Source organism: Syntrophaceticus schinkii, from assembly GCF_000946815.1.
GTDB lineage: Bacteria > Bacillota > DSM-12270 > Thermacetogeniales > Thermacetogeniaceae > Syntrophaceticus > Syntrophaceticus schinkii.
Genome location: NZ_CDRZ01000231.1, coordinates 1 through 16875, shown reverse-complemented (window position 1 = coordinate 16875; position 16875 = coordinate 1). Strand labels below are relative to the sequence as shown.

The following is a 16875-nucleotide window of genomic DNA, read 5'->3' as shown; positions in this document are numbered from 1 at the left end:
ACATAGATGGATGATAAACTAATAGCTGCAGTGGAGCAATTGAATGAAGATGAAGTGTTCAAATTGGTCGAACAACGGCTGAAGGCGGGTAAAAAACCCGTCTATCTACGGGAGCAGATCCGCCTGGGTATGGTCAAGGTAGGCATTCTCTATGAAAAAGGGGAATATTTCATCGCTGATCTGATTATGGCCGGGGAAATTGTTAAAAACGTATTGAAGCTGATTCTTACTAAACCGGAAAATCAGCACCATAAAAAAATGGGTACAATCTTATTGGGTACAGTCCAGGGGGACCTACATGATATCGGGAAAAACATTTTTTCCAGCATGATTGAGGCAGAAGGATTCGAGGTTGTTGATTTGGGGATCGATGTACCCCCGGAAGAGTTTGTAGCAAAGACAAAGGAAATCCATCCACAGATCATAGCAATGAGCGGGGTGCTGACACTGGCTCTGGAAAGCATGAAAAAAACCGTCAGCGCCTTAACTGCAGAGGGGTTACGAGATCAGATAAGAATTTTAATCGGCGGCAACCCGGTAAACAGGATTTCCTGCGAATATATCGGGGCAGATGCATTCACCAATAATTCTGACGAAGGAGTTACCTACTGTAAAAACTGGCTTGCAGGGTAGACGCCCTTGACGCCCGGCAAACCAACAGAGGGTGAAAACAAAAGGCCTCCCGCCTACAACCTCTGTTTTCAACGCAGAGACCATAAGAACATTAAAGGGGGTATCCAAAACTGGGTGCCCCCTTATAAAAGTTACACTATGTATGAATATTAGTACCTGTTATTATTTTTTAGCTCCTATCTTCCCCTTGCGAAATGCATTGGAGTATTTCCTGCAAAATCTATCCCGGCCCAACAGAGCCTCGGCTGCCAGCAGTGTAGCCACCATCTCCTGATTACAGGGGTCCATGATGACTGAATCCATACCTGCGAACATCGCCAGCGTTAGGAAATTCTGGTTTACAACTCTCCTCAAAGGCATACCGAAAGAGATATTGCTCAAACCTGATGTAACCTTGATGTCTGGATATAGTTCCTTAATGGTCGTCGTTGTTTCCATGAATTTTACCAGCGAATTATTATCTGTGGAAAGAGCAATCACCAGGGGATCGATGTGCATCCTGTCGGGAGCAATATCATATTTTTCCGCCTTGTCGACCAGCTGTTTGGTAATATTCACTCTTGTTTGCACATCGGAGGGGATTCCATTATTGTCACAGGTTAAGGCAATTACCTGCCACTGTGTTCCCTTTATTAAGGGGAAAATAACCTCACACTTATCCCCCTCTTCAGATACAGAATTGATGATACCGGTGCGTTTGGCGTACGGAAACACACTTTCAATAGTTCTGGGGTTTGGACTGTCTATAGATAAAGGGGTATCGACTGCGTCTTGGACAATATCCATTAACCACTTCAATACATCACATTCTATTTTGGGATCTGTACCTGCACATACATCAATATAGTCTGCCCCTGCCTCAGACTGCTTTAGAGCCAGAGTCCTGATTAATTCCTCATCCCGCTCCTCAATGGCCTTTTTTACACTCGGGATAGTCCCGTTGATCTTTTCACCGATAATGATCATCTTAACAAGCTCCTTCCTGGTACAATTAAAAACCATGACCTAGTGCCATCAAGTTATACCTTATACTGTCACTTTAACTGTAAGGGCGTCTTCGCCCTCTCAAGATATCAAGAATCACGTTTGAGAAAAGATGCCTTCTCCCCAGGCTAGAAGAGAAGGCATCTCGGAACCTAACTATGTAGAGATCATAAAGTTAGGCAAATACATGGCATATTACATCTAAAAAGGCTTGCATAAAAGCATCTCTTTGCTCCTCCGGTATAAAATCCAATTCAGCCAACATCTCATTCCAACCTTCAGGGTAAGTAAACAGACTCTGTTCAACCATTAAAATGGACCCCCCTTATTTAAATTCTATATTCCTGCACAAACTCATTAACAGCCTTCAAATTTTCAGCGGAGCAATCATTTGGGTAAGAAATCATCTTATCCTGGCTGAAAATAAACCCACCATCAGAAGCCAGTTCATCGATCAGCCGTTTGGCATAATCGATACACTCTTTTTTAGTTCCACGAGCAAGAAGGTCTGAAGGCATCCCACCGCACAAACAGACTGTATCGCCAATTTCCTTTTTCGCTTTGAACAGGTCATCATTCTCAAAATGGACAACAACATGGCCTTTCGGGGCTTGTTTATAAAAATCATACAACCTGCTGTTTTCACTTTCATTAAAGATGTGCATGATTTTGTCATACTTCTCAACGAAATCAAATAGTTCTTTTAAGTATGGCCAGTAGAATTCTTCAAATTGTTTTTTACTTAAGATCACATGGGACAACAAATATATACAAAAGTCAGGTCCATTATTCATATTAGTTCCAGGTTGTACAGAGGCCTTATATTGTTCGAATGCCCGTCCATTACCATGAGCCTGGCATACTGCTTTCACCTTATCAGGAATTCTGCGTAAATCTATTGATAGGGCTTTCATACCTCTAAAGGCCAGGTACATAGTCTCGAAGAAATTGAAAAACGTAGGAACTCCTACAAATATAGATCCTGGAACACCATAATCAGTTTCCATTTTATTTAATATATGTGCACCGAATTCTTGGTATTTAACTAATTCTTCAGCGGCTTTTTTAAGCATTTCTTTGCCGTTCGGGCCACATAGTTTTTTGAACTTTCGGGGAACACATCTGGTCCATAAATATTTGTCAAAATTCTCAATGATCAGATCATAATCTTCCTCGGTCATATAGTTTATATCAGTGGCATACGTTAAACTACAGGTATCATCGTCGATAATATAATCGGTAAATCCAAGAACATCCGGTATTCTCAAGGGATTTCTAAGACCATAGTCCATGTAAAAATCAAACTGGTACTTCTCATGAAACTTGCAAACAATATCTTCCATCTTGTTGTAATCAAATAACGCTTCACTCAGCTTATAACCTGAGTCACATATTTTCCAGGTCCAAATATTAGCGAGATTTAATACACGACTAGTCTTCTTATGCCTTGCAGCATCTTTATACAACTGCACTCTCTCATTAAATAGATTAGTCGCATCAGTCATGTTATTTCACCCACCCCTGGCATATTTTTACTCCTTCGGCGGCATTTGTTGTAAAGGCATCTGCTCCCACATGGCTGCAAAGATCACTGGTAACAAGGTTTCCACCGATGATAATCTTTACGTTTTCCCTCAGGTTAGCCTCTTTCAGACTTTCAACAGTATCTTTCATCGCATTAGAGGCTAGAGTTAAAATTCCACTCATCCCAACTATATCAGCGTTTACTTCTTTAGCCTTACTCGCGAAGTCTTCGGGGGGCGTATCGGTCCCCAGGTCATAAACTTCAAAGCCGGCTGATTCTGCTAAACTTTTGAAGATATTTTTGCCGATATCGTGCAAGTCTCCCTGAACCGTACCCAGCACCATTTTCCCTATCTTAGCAACGCTTTCACCCTTCAACGCCGGCTTGATGGTTTCGATGGCCTTAGTCAATAATTCACCGGCGTAGATCAGGTCACCTACAAAATATTCGCCCTGATCGAACAGATCTCCTACAAGTGACATTCCCTGCTGGCAGGCACTCATTACCTTCAGAGTATCCTCTCTTGAAGGATCCGATGCCATAAAATCAGTTAACGCCGACACTACCTGATCTTCATCAAGTTCACCCATCGCTTTTGTGACCAGTTTCAAATCCACCATGACCATTGCCTCCCCATTAGTTTTTTTTTTGTTCGGAGAAAACAAACTGCAATTAACTGTATATCAACCCCCTTTCTATAATCTGTACCTACCTGTATCTACATGTTACTACATCCATAATACCATCCACTTATTTTGGTGTCAACCCATTATTTTTGAAATTTTATTTCTATGGGAATGTAACAAAAAAGTGAGTGGAATCGCCAGAACAATCAACACTCGGATTCACAATGATCTGCCACCGGACTCAAAAGGGGAAAAGCAACCGGTAAAACCAACTTCAAAGAAAGGAAAATCCCGCAATTCCTTGCGGGAGTGAGGTTTTATTTGGAGCTGATGGTCGGATTTGAACCGACGACCTGCTCATTACGAGTGAGCTGCTCTACCCCTGAGCTACATCAGCATATTAATGTTCTTCAAAAGATATTATAACAGCAGGACAACCACTCTGACAACACCTATCGGAACCAAGCTAGCTTTATTCAGGTAACTGTCACCAAAAGGCCAGGTGAAAGCAGACCAATGAAACATGAGTGAGACGCGAGAACCGTCCCCGCGTCTCATTCTTTAGCACCGGTGAGTTCGCTCAGCAAGATGCCGGTGAAGATCAGGGCACAGCCCAGGAGCTTCTGGGGGCTGAAAACTTCACCTCCGTAAAGATAGCTGAACAGTCCGGCAAAAACGGGTTCCGTGGCCAGTAATAAGGCTACCCTGTCTGCACCGGTGAAGCGCTGTGCCCAGCTCTGGCTCAAGAAAGCCAGTGCGGTGGCAAAAACTGAGGTGATGGCCAATGCCCAGAGAACCGCAGGTGTCCAGTTGATGCTGTTTCCACCGAAGCCGCCCCAGATTCCGAAGCTGCAGAGGGAAACAACTCCCACTTGGATCAGTGTCAGGTCCTGGGCGTTCATAGTTTTGCTGGCTTCTCTGACCGCCAGGATCTGAAGGGCAAAGAAAACAGAGCAGCATAAAACCAGCAGGTCACCTTTGCCTGGTAAAAACACACCCTCCAGAGATATTAATCCCAATCCGAAAGCAGCCAACACCGCCCCGGCGCAGGCTCCCCAATAGGGCAGCTTTTTATCTAAAAAGGCAGCCATGAATGGCACCAAAATCACATTCAATCCTGTGATGAAAGCTGCCTTGCTCGGGGTCGTCCACAAGAGTCCCAGGGTTTGAAATGCATATCCGCAGAAGAGATAAATACCCGCCCTCAAGGCAGCCGGGTTCCAGCTAAACTTTCCCTTCCGAAAGGGAAGGAGGATTAAAAATGCAGCAAAAAAACGAATTGCCAGGAAAGGAAAGGTATCAATGTCAGTCAATGCATCTTTAACAAGCTGAAAGGTTGTCCCCCAGGCAAATGCCGTTCCCAGCAGAGCAAGATCGGCAATGTGTTGTTTATTAATTCTCATAAAACCACCTGAACAAGATAAAGGATTTTTACTTAAGAAATCGAATATTTATACTGTTGCTTCTATAACAAACAAACTCTATTGTATCAAAAAAACAAAATTTTTGTGGGGGGATGAGCTTGCGTAAGGTTTTTAGGTATCTGTTGATTGTGATGTTAATTGGCCTTTTTGGTGCTTTTGGGGTGGGGTGCAGCAGTGATAATAATAACGGAACTCCGGCAGCCGGTGATAAGGATACTAAGGAAAAGCCAAAGTACACTGTGGCATTTGAGGCAACTTTTGCGCCTCTTGAATTCAGAGATGAGAAAACCGGGGAGTTCACCGGTTTCGATATTGAATTAATCAAGGCTATCGGTGAAGTAGAAGGCTTTGATGTTGAACTCAAGGATATGGGCTTTGATGGAATCGTGTCCTCTGTAAAAACAGGTAATATCGATATCGGTGCTTCCGGCCTGACCATCGATGAAGACCGATTAGAGAGTGTTGATTTTTCGACACCCTACTATAAAGCGGGTTTGAGTGTTGTGGTCAGAGCAAATGAAGATAAGATCAAAAGTGTTAAAGACCTGAAGGGCAAAAAGATTGCCGTACAAATCGGGACAACAGGTTCAAAATACGCAAAAACAATTGAGGGCGCCAATGTCACAGATTTCGACCAGGTAACAGATGCATTAATGGAAGTGAAAAACGGCGGTGCCGATGCTCTGGTCAATGATAACCCAGTCAATCAATATTACGTCAGCAAGAGTAAAAAAGATTACAAGATTGTGGGCGACATCCTGGAAAGTGAATACTATGGAATCGCTGTCAAAAAGGGAAACACCAAACTTCTGGAGAAAATCAATAACGGCCTTAAAAAGCTGAAAGAAAGCGGAGAGTATGCAAAACTATACAAGAAGTGGTTCGGTGAGGAACCACCGGAGTTCCTGCCCGGCAAAGAAGCGTAGGTAAACGCAATGATACCAGATCTGCGCAGCCTGGCGGGTTGCGCAGATCTTTTTTTGATAATTAACATTCAGATTATAACAATGGCTAAACCAAGGAAGTTTAAGTGAGGTGCCTACTAGCTTGGAACTTATTATTCAATCATTACCTTTTTTACTCACAGGGGTTTTACAAACACTTAAAGTTACATTGATAGCTGTGGCAATTGGCTGTATTCTCGGCCTCTTCGGAGGGATGGGGCGTCTCTCCAAAAACCGGTTCCTGCGGGGCCTAGCCACATGCTATGTCGACTTTGTGCGTGGTACTCCCCTGCTTGTTCAATTATTTATCGTTTATTTCGGACTGCCACCGGTAATCCAGGAGTTTAAAATTTTTCTGGCAACATCATTTGCACTGGGCCCCTTTACATCCACTTCCCATATCCCCCCCTTTGTGGCTGCTGTGGCTGCCTGCAGTATCAACAGCGGGGCATACGTTTCCGAGATCTTCAGAGCGGGCATCCAGTCCATAGAAAAGGGGCAGCAAGAGGCCGCACTTTCCCTGGGGATGACACCGAAGCAGGCCATGCGCCATATAATCCTTCCTCAAGCCTTCCGGAGGGTAATACCCCCCTTGGGGAACGAGTTCATAGCTATGCTCAAAGATACATCCCTGCTGATCTGCATCGGATACGCAGAGCTCACCCGCCAGGGACAGTTGATCATCGGCACCACCTTCAGACCCTTTGAAATTTGGTTTGCCGTGGCCTTCCTCTACCTGATCATGACCTTGAGCATTTCACGCTTGGTGGACTATACAGAAAAGAGGCTCGATACCAATGGAAATCATTAAAGTTAGAAACCTTGTCAAAAATTTCGGAGAACTTGAGGTTTTGCGCGGAATAGACCTGGATGTAGCAGAGGGGGAAAAGCTGGTGATCATCGGGCCCAGCGGTTCAGGAAAGAGCACACTCTTGCGCTGCTTGAACATCCTTGAGGAACCTACAGAGGGCAGCATCGAGTTTGCCGGCATCAAAATCACTGACCCACAGGCAGACCTCCCTAAAATCAGGGAGGAGATCGGGATGGTCTTCCAGAGCTTTAACCTTTTTCCGCATAAAAATGTTGTGGAAAACATCACAATGGCACCCCTGATCGTCAAAAAAATGGATCGGCCGGAGGCTTTGGAGATTGCCCGCTCTCTCCTGGAAAAGGTGGGTTTGAGCGATAAGGCCGAAAGCTTCCCTGCAGAACTGTCCGGTGGACAGCAGCAGCGGGTGGCCATCGCCAGGGCTTTGGCGATGCAGCCCAGGGTGATGCTCTTTGATGAGCCGACCTCTGCTCTCGACCCGGAAATGGTAGGCGAGGTATTGGAGGTTATGGGAGACCTGGCCCGGGATGGGATGACCATGGTTGTGGTAACCCATGAGATGAAGTTTGCTCAAGAGATCGGAGACCGCGTGATCTTTATGGATGAGGGCTTGATCGTAGAAGAGGGAAAACCCCGGCAGATCTTCACAGAACCCCGCAGTTCCAGGACACGCTCCTTCCTGACCCGGGTGATGCAGTAAAGCAATCAGAGGTGGCATTAGGTCACCTCAAACATTGATAACCTTGCTCCTCAAGGACAGCAGGGTGTATTGAGCGTGCAATAGTCCTCCTGGTGCACCAGTGCCACGGTGCCACTGCCAAATCTGCTTGTCCTGCCAGATTTAACCAGGCGCATCTGATACCCTCTATCAGATCCTTTGCAATCTGGTCGCATATAAACTCAGTGATGTTTATCCATGCAGACACCTCCCATCATATCCTTTATGATCTGGTCTATATCCATCCCTGCTGCCAGTACGCTGACACGATTCATCAGCCATCTCTCCCCTCTCCCTGCTTCTTTATATATCTGAATCCCACAAAAACTTTCAAAGGTAATCTCAAGAGATGATAAACCTAATTTGCACTGCAACTGGGGACTCAACCCAAGTATTTGCCTGCATAGTCTGAATAAAACAACCAGAACCGGAAGGATTATAGCCAACATTGTGGAAATTAAAATATTAACTAGTTAAACAATTAATAGTAATCAATGGTGTTTTAGAGGGCCAGTCAGAGGGGTCTTGCTGATGAATTTTAAAATAATCATCATTGCCCTGCTCACATCAGCCGTTCTGTGTGCTGCTATTTTCTTGTCCACTCACGGAGAACCATTTGGCTCCCCCCCGCAAGCAGTCGGGGGGTTGTTGAACTTGGAGGACCTTGATTTTGAAAGCAGTGGGGTTGTCCCCCTTAACGGTGAATGGCAGTTTTATGATGAACAATTTCTGTCTTTTGACCAGGAAATACCAGTGGAAGGCAATACAATCTCTGTCCCAGGATTGTGGAATAAGGCAAGAAAATCAGGTGCCTTTGGCTATGGTACTTACCGCCTACTGGTGAGAATACAGGACACCGACACAACCTATGGGCTCAAGGTGCCTGACTTTGCCACATCCTACAGACTGTATATCGACGGTAAGTTGATCTGTGAAAACGGTGCTCCCGGTAAATCTCTCCAAGAAACAGAACCCCAGTGGCTCCCCCTGATCACTCCCTTCAGCACCGAAGCCCAGGATGTGGAGATTGTCGTTCATGTGGCCAATTTTGCCCATGTCAAGGGAGGTATGTGGAAATCCATCCTTCTGGGAACCCAGGAGCAGATTTATCATCAAAGGGATATGGCAGTGGCCCTGGAACTCTTCCTTTTTGGAAGCCTGTTTATCATCTGCATCTATCATCTGAGTGTCTATATTTTAAGAACCAAGGAACGCTCGCTCCTCTTTTTGGGACTGTTTTGCCTCATCATGGCATTAAGAGTTCTGCTGACCGGGGAGGTGTTTATCACTTCTTTATTCCCCGGCATCAACTTTGAAATGCTGTCAAAACTTGAATACCTTACAGTGCCTCTGGGCGTTTTATGTTTTACCATGTTTGTCCACCACCTCTACCCGGATGGATTTCCCCCTTTTTCATTAAAATTCATACAGGGAATCAACCTTGCCTACTCTGTGATCATCATCTGCTTTCCGTTAAGAGTGTTCGCTAAGTTTTTGATAACATATCAGGTTTTTTGCATTTTTCGTCTTTTTTTTTACTCTTATTCGTTTTATTCAAAGCTGTCCAGACAAAGGAGGAGGGTTCCCACATCATTTTTGCCGGCACACTTATCTTGCTGATAACTGCGTTTATAGACACTACTTATGCCAACCACTTCCATAACATCAACCTGCTTTCAGACACCTTCCCCGCCGGCCTGGTTGTCTTCGTTTTCTTACAGGCCTTTACACTCTCCCTGAAGTTTTCCAATGCCCTGGATATTTCCGAATCGCTGAAAACTGATCTGGAAAGACAGGTCAAGGCACGAACCTGGGAGTTAGAAGAAGCCAACCGCAATCTGTACATGGCTGTGATCAAGGACCCTTTGACCCTGTTGTACAACCGCCAGGAATTTGAAAATGTTGTTTATGCAGAAAATATAAAATACGGTGAGCGGTTACAATCACATGTTAAATACTCGATTATCTGTTTGGATTTGGATAATTTCAAGTACTTCAATGACAATTTCGGCCACTCAGCAGGAGATATTGTCTTGATAGAATTTGCGGCGATACTGAAAAAAATCATTCGCAGTACTGACTTAGCCTTTCGCTATGGTGGTGATGAATTCGTCATTCTGATGCCTAACACAAATGTAAAAAAAGCAATCTCACTTGCCAAGAGAATTGTCCAGGAAACACAAACAGCCAATAAGATATTTGCCAGTAAAATTGAAAAAAGCATGGGCATAAAAGTAACGCTCAACGACAGCAACAGCATCACCTGTTCTATTGGTATCGCCTACCATATACCTGATACCTTCTTTAATTTGAAAAATTTATTCTGGAAAGCAGACAAAGCACTTCTGCAGGCTAAAAAAACGGGCAAAAACCGCATTTTCGTCAACACTGAACAAGGTTTGGTGGAACCCTAGCAAAAACCGGCAGTATCTTCGCTGCCGGCCTGCTTGTATCTAGAATTTCGAAAGTCTCTACTTATCTTCCTTGTCATCTTCCGTATACGGCATAGGGCCACATGGTGGGTCATAACAGGGATCCCTTCCGGGGCCATAACAGGGATCTCTTCCAGGATCACAGTCGTCTCCGTATTCCGGTGGACAGGGCTGCCAGGGCTTTTTGGGTTCCTTACAGGGTTCGCGCCCATCCATCCCCATCAACATGCACAACATTTCCATCTCTTCTTTTTCTCTCTGAATCATCATCTGGATAATGCACCTGCAGTGGTGACTGGGCACCATCTGAGCAATCCTCTGCATAAGTGCAATTTCAGATTCATCCATCTTGATCACACGCTTTAAATAGTCCTGCCAGGCTCCAGTCATTTTTCATCCCTCCCTTTTATTCCTTTTTATCTTGTTCCGGTTTTTTTTGGTATGGATAATACTTGCCGGGTGGCCTTATTCCATCAGGGTCGTCCGGGCAGGGCGGTTTATAGCATTCATCACAACAACTGTAAAGAGTATTCCAAAACTCTGCATCCTGGGCCTCTTCTTTGATTATTCCCAGCAGAGCCTGGGCGACCGGAGGCGGAGCCGTCTGTGCAGCCTTTGCCAATAGTTGTATTTCTTCTAGGTCATATTCCATCGCTTTTTTATAAAGATGATGAGACATGTTAAAGTCCCCCTTTCCAAAATCTGTTCTAAGTCAGCTTATGCCAGATGGTGGCATTTTGTTCCATACATAGGGTCACAAAACCATTTTCAGGAATATGCCTTGACACATACTAAAGTTTATAGTACTATGAAGAAAATATAGTTATTGACCAGTAACGCTGAGTTCTCCTGGGGAGAAGCGGGGAAACCAATTTTAGGGGTGAATCCTCGGCACTTTAGCAGCACATTTTGTCATTCGATGTGAGTGAGTGAGTGTCAGGTAGGGTTACCTTGCAACCCGAACCCGTCAGCTAACCTCGTAAGCGTGGGAAGGAAAGCCAGGAAGGCTATGATTTGGTCGTAAATCACTGCCCTTATTTACAACACGCTTTCCGGGCAGTTTTTTGTACTTCAAAAGCGGTCCTCCCGCGCTAGGAATTATTATTTCCAATTTTCGGAGATATTCCGAACAAACAGAAGTAATTCAGCAGTATCTTACCAGGAAAAAGGCTTGGATTGCAAATTCAAGACTGGTCAGGATTCTAATGAGACTTCCTTTTCCAACGTGTCACCCCTGCAGCTATGTTCGCAGGAAGCGCCTGGAAAAGTATAAGATCAATATATGAAAGGACGGTGGAAGTTGCATGGCTCTTAAACACGATGAGGTTACTGCTCACCACCCCGAGCACCTGCATAAGCAGAATGACAGCAGCACACGCAGGCAGTTTGCCCTGGAGAGGGCCACTGAACTGAGGGAGAAAATAAAGGACTATCTTACTGTCAGAGATGAGATCCCTACAGGCTTCGACCTGGTGGATGAGTATTTAGCAGCGCGCTCCCGCATCCTGGATGCCTTAAATGCAAGTGATGAAGACTGGGACGACTGGCGCTGGCAGCTGCGCAACAGGATCGACACCGTAGAATCTCTATCCCGCTTTGTTGATTTATCGGATAATGAAAAAGAGGAACTTGACGAAGTTAGCTCCCAGCTGCGCTGGGCGATATCACCCTATTATATGGCACTGGTGATGTGCGACAAACCCCACGGCGGTATTTGGAAGCAGTCTATCCCCTGCGAGCTGGAGATTACTGACAGTTATGGAAGCGAAGATCCCATGGCTGAAGGGTGGACATCTCCTGCTCCTGGTGTGACACGGCGCTATCCCGACCGCATGATCATCAATGTTACCAATAAATGCGCTATGTTCTGCCGTCATTGCCAGCGCAGGCGCAATATCGGGGACAAAGATTTAGACAAATCACGTTCAGTGCTGGAAGAAGCAGTGCAGTATGTGAGGGATAATGAGGAGATTCGCGATGTCCTGATTACAGGTGGAGATGCTCTATTGTTGAGCGATAAAACTCTGGATTGGCTGCTGGGTGAGCTGCACAGCATTCCACATGTAGAGATCAAGCGCCTCGGCACCCGCACTCCGGTGACACTGCCACAGCGGATCACTCCGGAGCTGTGTGCTATCCTGGAGAAGTATCCACCCGTTTTCATCAACACCCAGTTCAACAGCCCGATGGAGGCAACACCTGAAGCCAAAAAAGCATGCGACAAACTGGTTAAGGCGGGTGTAGTATTGGGGAACCAAGCGGTTCTGCTGCGTGGAGTAAACAATAACCCCTATGTGATGAAAAAGCTGAACCAGGAACTACTGAAGATGCGTGTAAGACCCTACTACATCTTCCACGCCAAGAATGTGAAGGGCACCAGTCACTTTATCACTTCAATTGACGACGGACTGGAGATCATGGAACACCTGCGTGGTTATACATCCGGATTGGCAGTGCCCACTTACATTATCAATGCACCATACGGCAATGGCAAAACCCCCATCGCTCCCAACTACTTTCTGGGAAGAAGGGGAAATCGAAGTCCTGCTGAGAACCTGGGAGAACAAGATTATACCTTACGAAACACCGTGAGACACGGGGACGGTTCTCGCGTCTCACTCGCGTCTCATTTTGAGACACGGGAACGGTTATTGGTGGTTAGTAGTTAGTAGTTAGTAGTTAGTAAATCCGTAGAGCAGACGCAAGGGTATTATATCTTTGCGTCTTTTCGCGTCCAACCGAGGCCAGCTTCTAGGTATTTGTCACCTTTTTTCCGACCTCCGACCTCCGGCTTCTATTCCCGTTTTGTTCTTCTATTCCCACTTCCAACATCCCACTTCCAACATCCCACTTCCCACATCCCATTTAAACGCTAGGCGCTTTTTTTATTACATTTGTGAGCATAGATTTCTAGGTCATCATTAAGGGGAGTTAGCCTGATCTCACTCTCGCCCTTGCGGGAAAGAGCCCTTGCTAAAAGGAGATCTGCCAGGTGGGGATTTTTAGCAAGCAAGGGACCGTGCAGGTATGTGCCAAAAGCATTTTTGTATACTGCGCCCTCTGTTTTGTCCTCTCCGTTGTTACCCCATCCCTTTAAAACACTGCCAACAGGCTGTGCATCCCCAAGAAATGTACGCCCGGAGTGGTTTTCATAGCCAACGACAGTAGTCAGGGGGGTATCCCCTACCCTTCTCACCTCTTCCTGAAGATCCGCAGCCAACTCCAGGAGGATATTGCCCTTCATTCTGTCTACTTTTGCTTCTGCATGTGCATCAAAAATGCCTGCCCCGGGAAACACAGTGCCATCCTGTGCACTAAAGTGAGCCCCCAAGACCTCGAAACCCCAGACTGACGCCCAATAGCACTGTTCCCTCTTCCACAGCTTCTAAAAGACAGGGCTTCTTTACCTGCAGATCCTTGACCACAATGTCCAGGTACTGTTCCGCTCCCCCTCCCAGGAAGATAAAATCATAATCGATAAAAGATGACTTTTCACCAAGTGATACATCATCCACATCCACCTGGATGCCACGCCACTCCGCACGGCGGCAGAGAACAATAAGGTTTCCCCTGTCTCCATGGAGATTGAAGAGGTCAGGATAGAGATGGCATACCCTTATCCGCACCCCTTTACCACATCCTTTCCCATCTTTTCCAATAGATTTGCGTATCTGCTGAGGTTCGTATATGAAGCCAGGACAAAGTATTCTTTTGCACCTTGAAGCCCCAGGATCTCTAAACTCTCGCGGCACTCCGGTTCCAGGACCAACTTAACCCGGGGAACACCGGCGTACTTCAAGCGAACAGCGGTATCCCCTGCACGGCGCCCTGAGCAAATCACCTTTTTAATCGATTGATCATTCATCATTTCCAAACCGGCATCCCAGAGCCAGGAGACATCCCTTCCATCTGCCGCCAGGTCATTGATGGCAATTACCAGAGCTTTTTCCCCTTCTGTTCGTAATAGTGTTTTTAATACCTCATTCAGACCGGCAGGGTTTTTGATGAGAGCAAGTGTACAGGGACGCCCCTTGTATAAAAACCTCTCCATCCTCCCTGTGGCAGGGATATATTCCATCAGGGATGCTGTGATCACCTGCTGGGAAACACCTAAAGTAATGGCCGCTGCGCTGGCAGCCAAAACATTGTATATATTATAAAACCCCTGCATGGGCGCACCCAGACGAAGAGTGTTTACAGCTGAACACCCTTCACAGAAGTCCTTACTCTGCCGAACATCTAAGGTGAATTCCAGATAGTGATCATCTTTGACATCATAGGCCAAAAAGTCAGGCAGAGGTCTTTTAAAAGCGCATCCAGTGCAGTAATAATCTCCGAGTTGGCCGTAGTGATAATAATGATAAGAAAGGAAATTCCCACAATCCGGACAGAGCTTCCCCTCCCTGATGTCACAGTCGCTTGTTTCATCTTCACTTTGTTTCCCCTTGACCCCATAGTAGCTGACAGCAGACTGATCCCGCCCGGCAGTTACCACCAAGGGGTCATCCGCATTGAGCAGCAGACTGGTCTTAGGAAGCTCAGTTAATACTCTGCGCAGCAGGGTAATGTTGTGATTAAGTTCGCTATAGCGGTCGAGCTGGTCGCGAAAATAATTGGTGACAACAACCAGATCCGGCTTTACAGCTGGGAAAACCTTCCCCACACTCCCCTCATCCACCTCTAAAATAGCTACCTGACTGCGCGCTTTCCCACGAAGAGTGCAATCCTTGATCAGCGCTGTTGCCACACCGGTGATCATATTTGCTCCCTCATAATTGTTGGCCGCAGATATATTCGATGACCGCAGTATGTGGGCGATTAGATTGGCTGTGGTGGTCTTTCCATTGGTGCCGGTCACGGCAACAACCTGCTCATAGGCTGGAGCCAGTATAGATAAAAGCTGCGGGCAGATCTTTAAGGCAACAGCCCCGGGAAGGGATGTACCCGGGTGTCGGAATAAACGACAAAAAAAGGCAACTATTTTTCCTGCCAACAGTGCAGCCCAAAAACGCATGTTATACTTCCTCCATCCGGATCGGTGGTTCAGAGATCAGAGAAATCAGGGGGACGATTCTTCTGAGCCACTTTTAGTTGGATTACAGATCAAGAGAAGCGTCCCCCTGATCCTTTTTCTCATCAGGTAGGGCCAAAGCCAGCAGCAAAGCGGGAATAGGCAGCAGGCAAATTACCTTGAGAACCGCTGGAATACCCCAAACATCGGCAGCAGCGCCGAATGCTAAACCACCCAGTGCACCGACCCCGAAGGCAAAACCCAGGGTTAAGCCTGAGGCTAACCCCACATTATGAGGAATCAGTTCCTGGGCGTAGACAACAGTAACTGAAAAAGTAGAGATTAACACAAAGCCGCTTAAGGCAGCCAGGGGCAGTGTCCATGTTCCAGAACTGAATAGAAATAACCATAACAAAGGAGTTACCAGGAGAAAAGACAGGACGATCACTTTTTTCCGTCCTATCCAGTCTGCCGCGGGGCCACCGACAATTGTACCCACAGCTCCAGAAAGGAGAAAAACAGTCAGCAGTAAGGCCCCGTACTCTTTACTGCCATGCAGATATTCCTCAACATAGAGGGGAATAAAGTTCGTCAAGCCAATGTGCACCAGGGAGCGCATAACAACAATCATCACCAGCAGGGAAAGGCCGTAGATTACACCCTTTTTAACGGTGTCTTTTGAAAGACCGGTATCTTTTTCTCCCTCATTATAAACGCCCTGCTCCCCCTGGCGCCTTATAGCAGGAATAAAATGGTTGAGCAGAAATGCGGTAATGAGAGCAATAACTAAAAACCAGGCCATCCCTTTGCGCCCACTAAGACCCAGCAGGAGTACAGCAATCATAGGACCCAACCCGTCGCCCAATATTTCCCCCTACAGAGTAAATAGACATAGCTGTGGCCTTCCTTTCACCGCTGATTAAAAAGGCCTGTTTGGAACCCTCGGGATGGTAAGCTGCAGACCCGATGCCATTCAAAGTGATGGCTATCAGTACAAAATAGTAGGTAGGCGCAAATCCCACCCAAGCCATGCCCAGGGCAGCAACCAGGCAGCCTATAGGAAGAAGCCAGAGAACAGCTTTACGGTCACTCCAGATTCCGAAAACAGGTTGAATTACAGAGGAGACAAGGTTAGAAACCAATATAATTACACCAAGTTGTGTATAAGAAAGAGAAAATTCCGACTTGAGGACCGGCAGCAAGACAGGCAGTGCCCCACCCATCATATCGGTGACTAAATGCCCGAAACTCAACAAAAACAAGAGACCAAGCCGCTGCACCAATAATTCCCCCTGTCTTAACTGCGGTTAAAACTAGTATATCTCCCTGCTTCATGCTTAATCTACCTTGATTGTTTCCTTATTGAACCATAAGTATCATACGCTACACAAACAGCAAATTCAAGGGAAAGAACAATGCAAATAAAGCAATAAAGCAAGCCCGGCCCCGATCACAGATGCAAAAGGAAGTAGAGTAGGCGGGGTCTCTTGCCGCCTGGTAGCGTTTAGGTCAGGACAGTCCGTTATACTGCCCCTTTCGTCTGGCAGTGCCTTAGTATCCCGGCCGTGCGCTACTGGCCTAGCAGTTGTATCCCCTACCCCTCATCGAACCGTACGTGCGCTATTAACGCATACGGCTCTCCGTAGTCATTATTCACGGATCTCACGCAAAGATTCTTACCCTGACAATCGTAAATAGTTCACAAAATGATTATCGGGGGTGTAGGCAAGTTGGAAAATTTTCTTGAGA

20 protein-coding genes, 1 tRNA gene and 1 riboswitch are annotated in these 16875 nt (G+C 46.1%); of the genes, 7 read left to right on the top strand and 14 right to left on the bottom strand.

What is annotated here, in order from left to right:
- Positions 1 to 6 precede the first annotated feature (6 nt).
- On the top strand, positions 7 to 633 hold the full coding sequence (locus tag SSCH_RS08450) for a cobalamin B12-binding domain-containing protein (protein WP_044665081.1): 627 nt from the start codon (positions 7 to 9) through the stop codon (positions 631 to 633).
- A gap of 162 nt (positions 634 to 795) precedes the next feature.
- Here the strand turns inward: SSCH_RS08450 and SSCH_RS08445 are convergent, their stop codons facing one another.
- The 6 genes from SSCH_RS08445 to SSCH_RS08425 form a co-directional block, all read right to left on the bottom strand.
- Positions 796 to 1599 carry a methyltetrahydrofolate cobalamin methyltransferase gene (locus tag SSCH_RS08445; protein WP_044665080.1) on the bottom strand — a complete coding sequence of 268 codons (804 nt, stop codon included), beginning with the start codon at positions 1597 to 1599 and terminating at the stop codon, positions 796 to 798.
- Positions 1600 to 1792: 193 nt separating this feature from the next.
- Positions 1793 to 1927 carry a hypothetical protein gene (locus tag SSCH_RS20965; protein ID WP_269746156.1) on the bottom strand — a complete coding sequence of 45 codons (135 nt, stop codon included), beginning with the start codon at positions 1925 to 1927 and terminating at the stop codon, positions 1793 to 1795.
- A gap of 19 nt (positions 1928 to 1946) precedes the next feature.
- A complete protein-coding gene (locus SSCH_RS08440) occupies positions 1947 to 3122 on the bottom strand; it encodes a uroporphyrinogen decarboxylase family protein (protein ID WP_044665079.1) in 1176 nt (391 codons plus the stop codon).
- Position 3123: 1 nt separating this feature from the next.
- The gene (locus SSCH_RS08435; protein WP_044665096.1) at positions 3124 to 3762 is read right to left on the bottom strand and encodes a cobalamin B12-binding domain-containing protein; all 639 of its coding nucleotides are present in this window, start codon (positions 3760 to 3762) and stop codon (positions 3124 to 3126) included.
- Between the two features lie 328 nt (positions 3763 to 4090).
- Positions 4091 to 4165 (bottom strand) — tRNA-Thr (locus SSCH_RS08430).
- Positions 4166 to 4322: 157 nt separating this feature from the next.
- Positions 4323 to 5171 (bottom strand): DMT family transporter, encoded by an 849-nt coding sequence (locus SSCH_RS08425; RefSeq protein WP_052835473.1) that lies wholly within the window; start codon positions 5169 to 5171, stop codon positions 4323 to 4325.
- A 119-nt stretch (positions 5172 to 5290) separates the two neighbouring features.
- Here SSCH_RS08425 and SSCH_RS08420 point away from each other — a divergent pair, with 119 nt between their 5' ends.
- The 3 genes from SSCH_RS08420 (at position 5291) to SSCH_RS08410 (ending at position 7665) form a co-directional block, all read left to right on the top strand.
- Complete coding sequence (locus SSCH_RS08420) at positions 5291 to 6118, top strand: basic amino acid ABC transporter substrate-binding protein (RefSeq protein WP_052835472.1); 828 nt, start codon at positions 5291 to 5293, stop codon at positions 6116 to 6118.
- A gap of 121 nt (positions 6119 to 6239) precedes the next feature.
- On the top strand, positions 6240 to 6947 hold the full coding sequence (locus SSCH_RS08415) for an amino acid ABC transporter permease (protein ID WP_044665077.1): 708 nt from the start codon (positions 6240 to 6242) through the stop codon (positions 6945 to 6947).
- Entirely contained in the window at positions 6940 to 7665 is a 726-nt protein-coding gene (locus tag SSCH_RS08410) for an amino acid ABC transporter ATP-binding protein (RefSeq protein WP_044665094.1), read from the top strand. Before SSCH_RS08415 ends, SSCH_RS08410 begins: the two co-directional genes overlap by 8 nt.
- A gap of 200 nt (positions 7666 to 7865) precedes the next feature.
- Here the strand turns inward: SSCH_RS08410 and SSCH_RS08405 are convergent, their stop codons facing one another.
- Positions 7866 to 8057, bottom strand: a complete 192-nt coding sequence (locus SSCH_RS08405; RefSeq protein WP_156972197.1) for a hypothetical protein — start codon at positions 8055 to 8057, stop codon at positions 7866 to 7868.
- Between the two features lie 157 nt (positions 8058 to 8214).
- Here SSCH_RS08405 and SSCH_RS08400 point away from each other — a divergent pair, with 157 nt between their 5' ends.
- Both SSCH_RS08400 and SSCH_RS08395 read left to right on the top strand, forming a co-directional pair.
- On the top strand, positions 8215 to 9303 hold the full coding sequence (locus SSCH_RS08400; RefSeq protein WP_044665075.1) for a 7TM-DISM domain-containing protein: 1089 nt from the start codon (positions 8215 to 8217) through the stop codon (positions 9301 to 9303).
- The gene (locus tag SSCH_RS08395) at positions 9297 to 10097 is read left to right on the top strand and encodes a GGDEF domain-containing protein (protein WP_044665074.1); all 801 of its coding nucleotides are present in this window, start codon (positions 9297 to 9299) and stop codon (positions 10095 to 10097) included. The genes SSCH_RS08400 and SSCH_RS08395 overlap by 7 nt, the downstream gene beginning before the upstream one ends.
- Before the next feature lie 57 nt (positions 10098 to 10154).
- Here the strand turns inward: SSCH_RS08395 and SSCH_RS08390 are convergent, their stop codons facing one another.
- Together SSCH_RS08390 and SSCH_RS08385 are read right to left on the bottom strand one after the other, a co-directional pair.
- The gene (locus SSCH_RS08390; protein WP_044665073.1) at positions 10155 to 10505 is read right to left on the bottom strand and encodes a hypothetical protein; all 351 of its coding nucleotides are present in this window, start codon (positions 10503 to 10505) and stop codon (positions 10155 to 10157) included.
- Positions 10506 to 10521: 16 nt separating this feature from the next.
- Complete coding sequence (locus SSCH_RS08385) at positions 10522 to 10794, bottom strand: hypothetical protein (RefSeq protein ID WP_044664716.1); 273 nt, start codon at positions 10792 to 10794, stop codon at positions 10522 to 10524.
- 148 nt (positions 10795 to 10942) lie between these two features.
- A riboswitch (cyclic di-AMP (ydaO/yuaA leader) is annotated at positions 10943 to 11116 on the top strand.
- A 303-nt stretch (positions 11117 to 11419) separates the two neighbouring features.
- On the opposite strand from SSCH_RS08385, the gene eam reads away from it, so the two are divergent.
- A complete protein-coding gene (gene eam, locus SSCH_RS08380) occupies positions 11420 to 12784 on the top strand; it encodes a glutamate 2,3-aminomutase (protein ID WP_332306917.1) in 1365 nt (454 codons plus the stop codon).
- A 203-nt stretch (positions 12785 to 12987) separates the two neighbouring features.
- Here eam and SSCH_RS20960 read toward each other — a convergent pair whose 3' ends face one another.
- The 5 genes from SSCH_RS20960 to SSCH_RS16610 all read right to left on the bottom strand — a co-directional run bounded on the left by SSCH_RS20960 (position 12988) and on the right by SSCH_RS16610 (position 16406).
- Positions 12988 to 13446, bottom strand: a complete 459-nt coding sequence (locus SSCH_RS20960; protein WP_269746155.1) for a hypothetical protein — start codon at positions 13444 to 13446, stop codon at positions 12988 to 12990.
- The gene (locus SSCH_RS20955; protein WP_269746154.1) at positions 13430 to 13741 is read right to left on the bottom strand and encodes a hypothetical protein; all 312 of its coding nucleotides are present in this window, start codon (positions 13739 to 13741) and stop codon (positions 13430 to 13432) included. Before SSCH_RS20955 ends, SSCH_RS20960 begins: the two co-directional genes overlap by 17 nt.
- Entirely contained in the window at positions 13732 to 15129 is a 1398-nt protein-coding gene (locus tag SSCH_RS08370; protein WP_044665072.1) for a Mur ligase family protein, read from the bottom strand. The genes SSCH_RS20955 and SSCH_RS08370 overlap by 10 nt, the downstream gene beginning before the upstream one ends.
- Positions 15130 to 15211: 82 nt before the next feature.
- On the bottom strand, positions 15212 to 15991 hold the full coding sequence (locus tag SSCH_RS16615) for an MFS transporter (RefSeq protein WP_198142313.1): 780 nt from the start codon (positions 15989 to 15991) through the stop codon (positions 15212 to 15214).
- Positions 15942 to 16406, bottom strand: a complete 465-nt coding sequence (locus SSCH_RS16610; RefSeq protein WP_052835470.1) for an MFS transporter — start codon at positions 16404 to 16406, stop codon at positions 15942 to 15944. Before SSCH_RS16610 ends, SSCH_RS16615 begins: the two co-directional genes overlap by 50 nt.
- Between the last annotated feature and the right edge of the window lie 469 nt (positions 16407 to 16875).

Coding starts and splice junctions, on each gene's coding strand:
- SSCH_RS08450 (WP_044665081.1), top strand. CDS start 7: ATGGATGATAAACTAATAGCTGCAGTGGAGCAATTGAATGAAGATGAA.
- SSCH_RS08445 (WP_044665080.1), bottom strand. CDS start 1,599: ATGATCATTATCGGTGAAAAGATCAACGGGACTATCCCGAGTGTAAAA.
- SSCH_RS20965 (WP_269746156.1), bottom strand. CDS start 1,927: ATGGTTGAACAGAGTCTGTTTACTTACCCTGAAGGTTGGAATGAGATG.
- SSCH_RS08440 (WP_044665079.1), bottom strand. CDS start 3,122: ATGACTGATGCGACTAATCTATTTAATGAGAGAGTGCAGTTGTATAAA.
- SSCH_RS08435 (WP_044665096.1), bottom strand. CDS start 3,762: ATGGTGGATTTGAAACTGGTCACAAAAGCGATGGGTGAACTTGATGAA.
- SSCH_RS08425 (WP_052835473.1), bottom strand. CDS start 5,171: ATGAGAATTAATAAACAACACATTGCCGATCTTGCTCTGCTGGGAACG.
- SSCH_RS08400 (WP_044665075.1), top strand. CDS start 8,215: ATGAATTTTAAAATAATCATCATTGCCCTGCTCACATCAGCCGTTCTG.
- SSCH_RS08390 (WP_044665073.1), bottom strand. CDS start 10,505: ATGACTGGAGCCTGGCAGGACTATTTAAAGCGTGTGATCAAGATGGAT.
- SSCH_RS08385 (WP_044664716.1), bottom strand. CDS start 10,794: ATGTCTCATCATCTTTATAAAAAAGCGATGGAATATGACCTAGAAGAA.
- eam (WP_332306917.1), top strand. CDS start 11,420: ATGGCTCTTAAACACGATGAGGTTACTGCTCACCACCCCGAGCACCTG.
- SSCH_RS08370 (WP_044665072.1), bottom strand. CDS start 15,129: ATGCGTTTTTGGGCTGCACTGTTGGCAGGAAAAATAGTTGCCTTTTTT.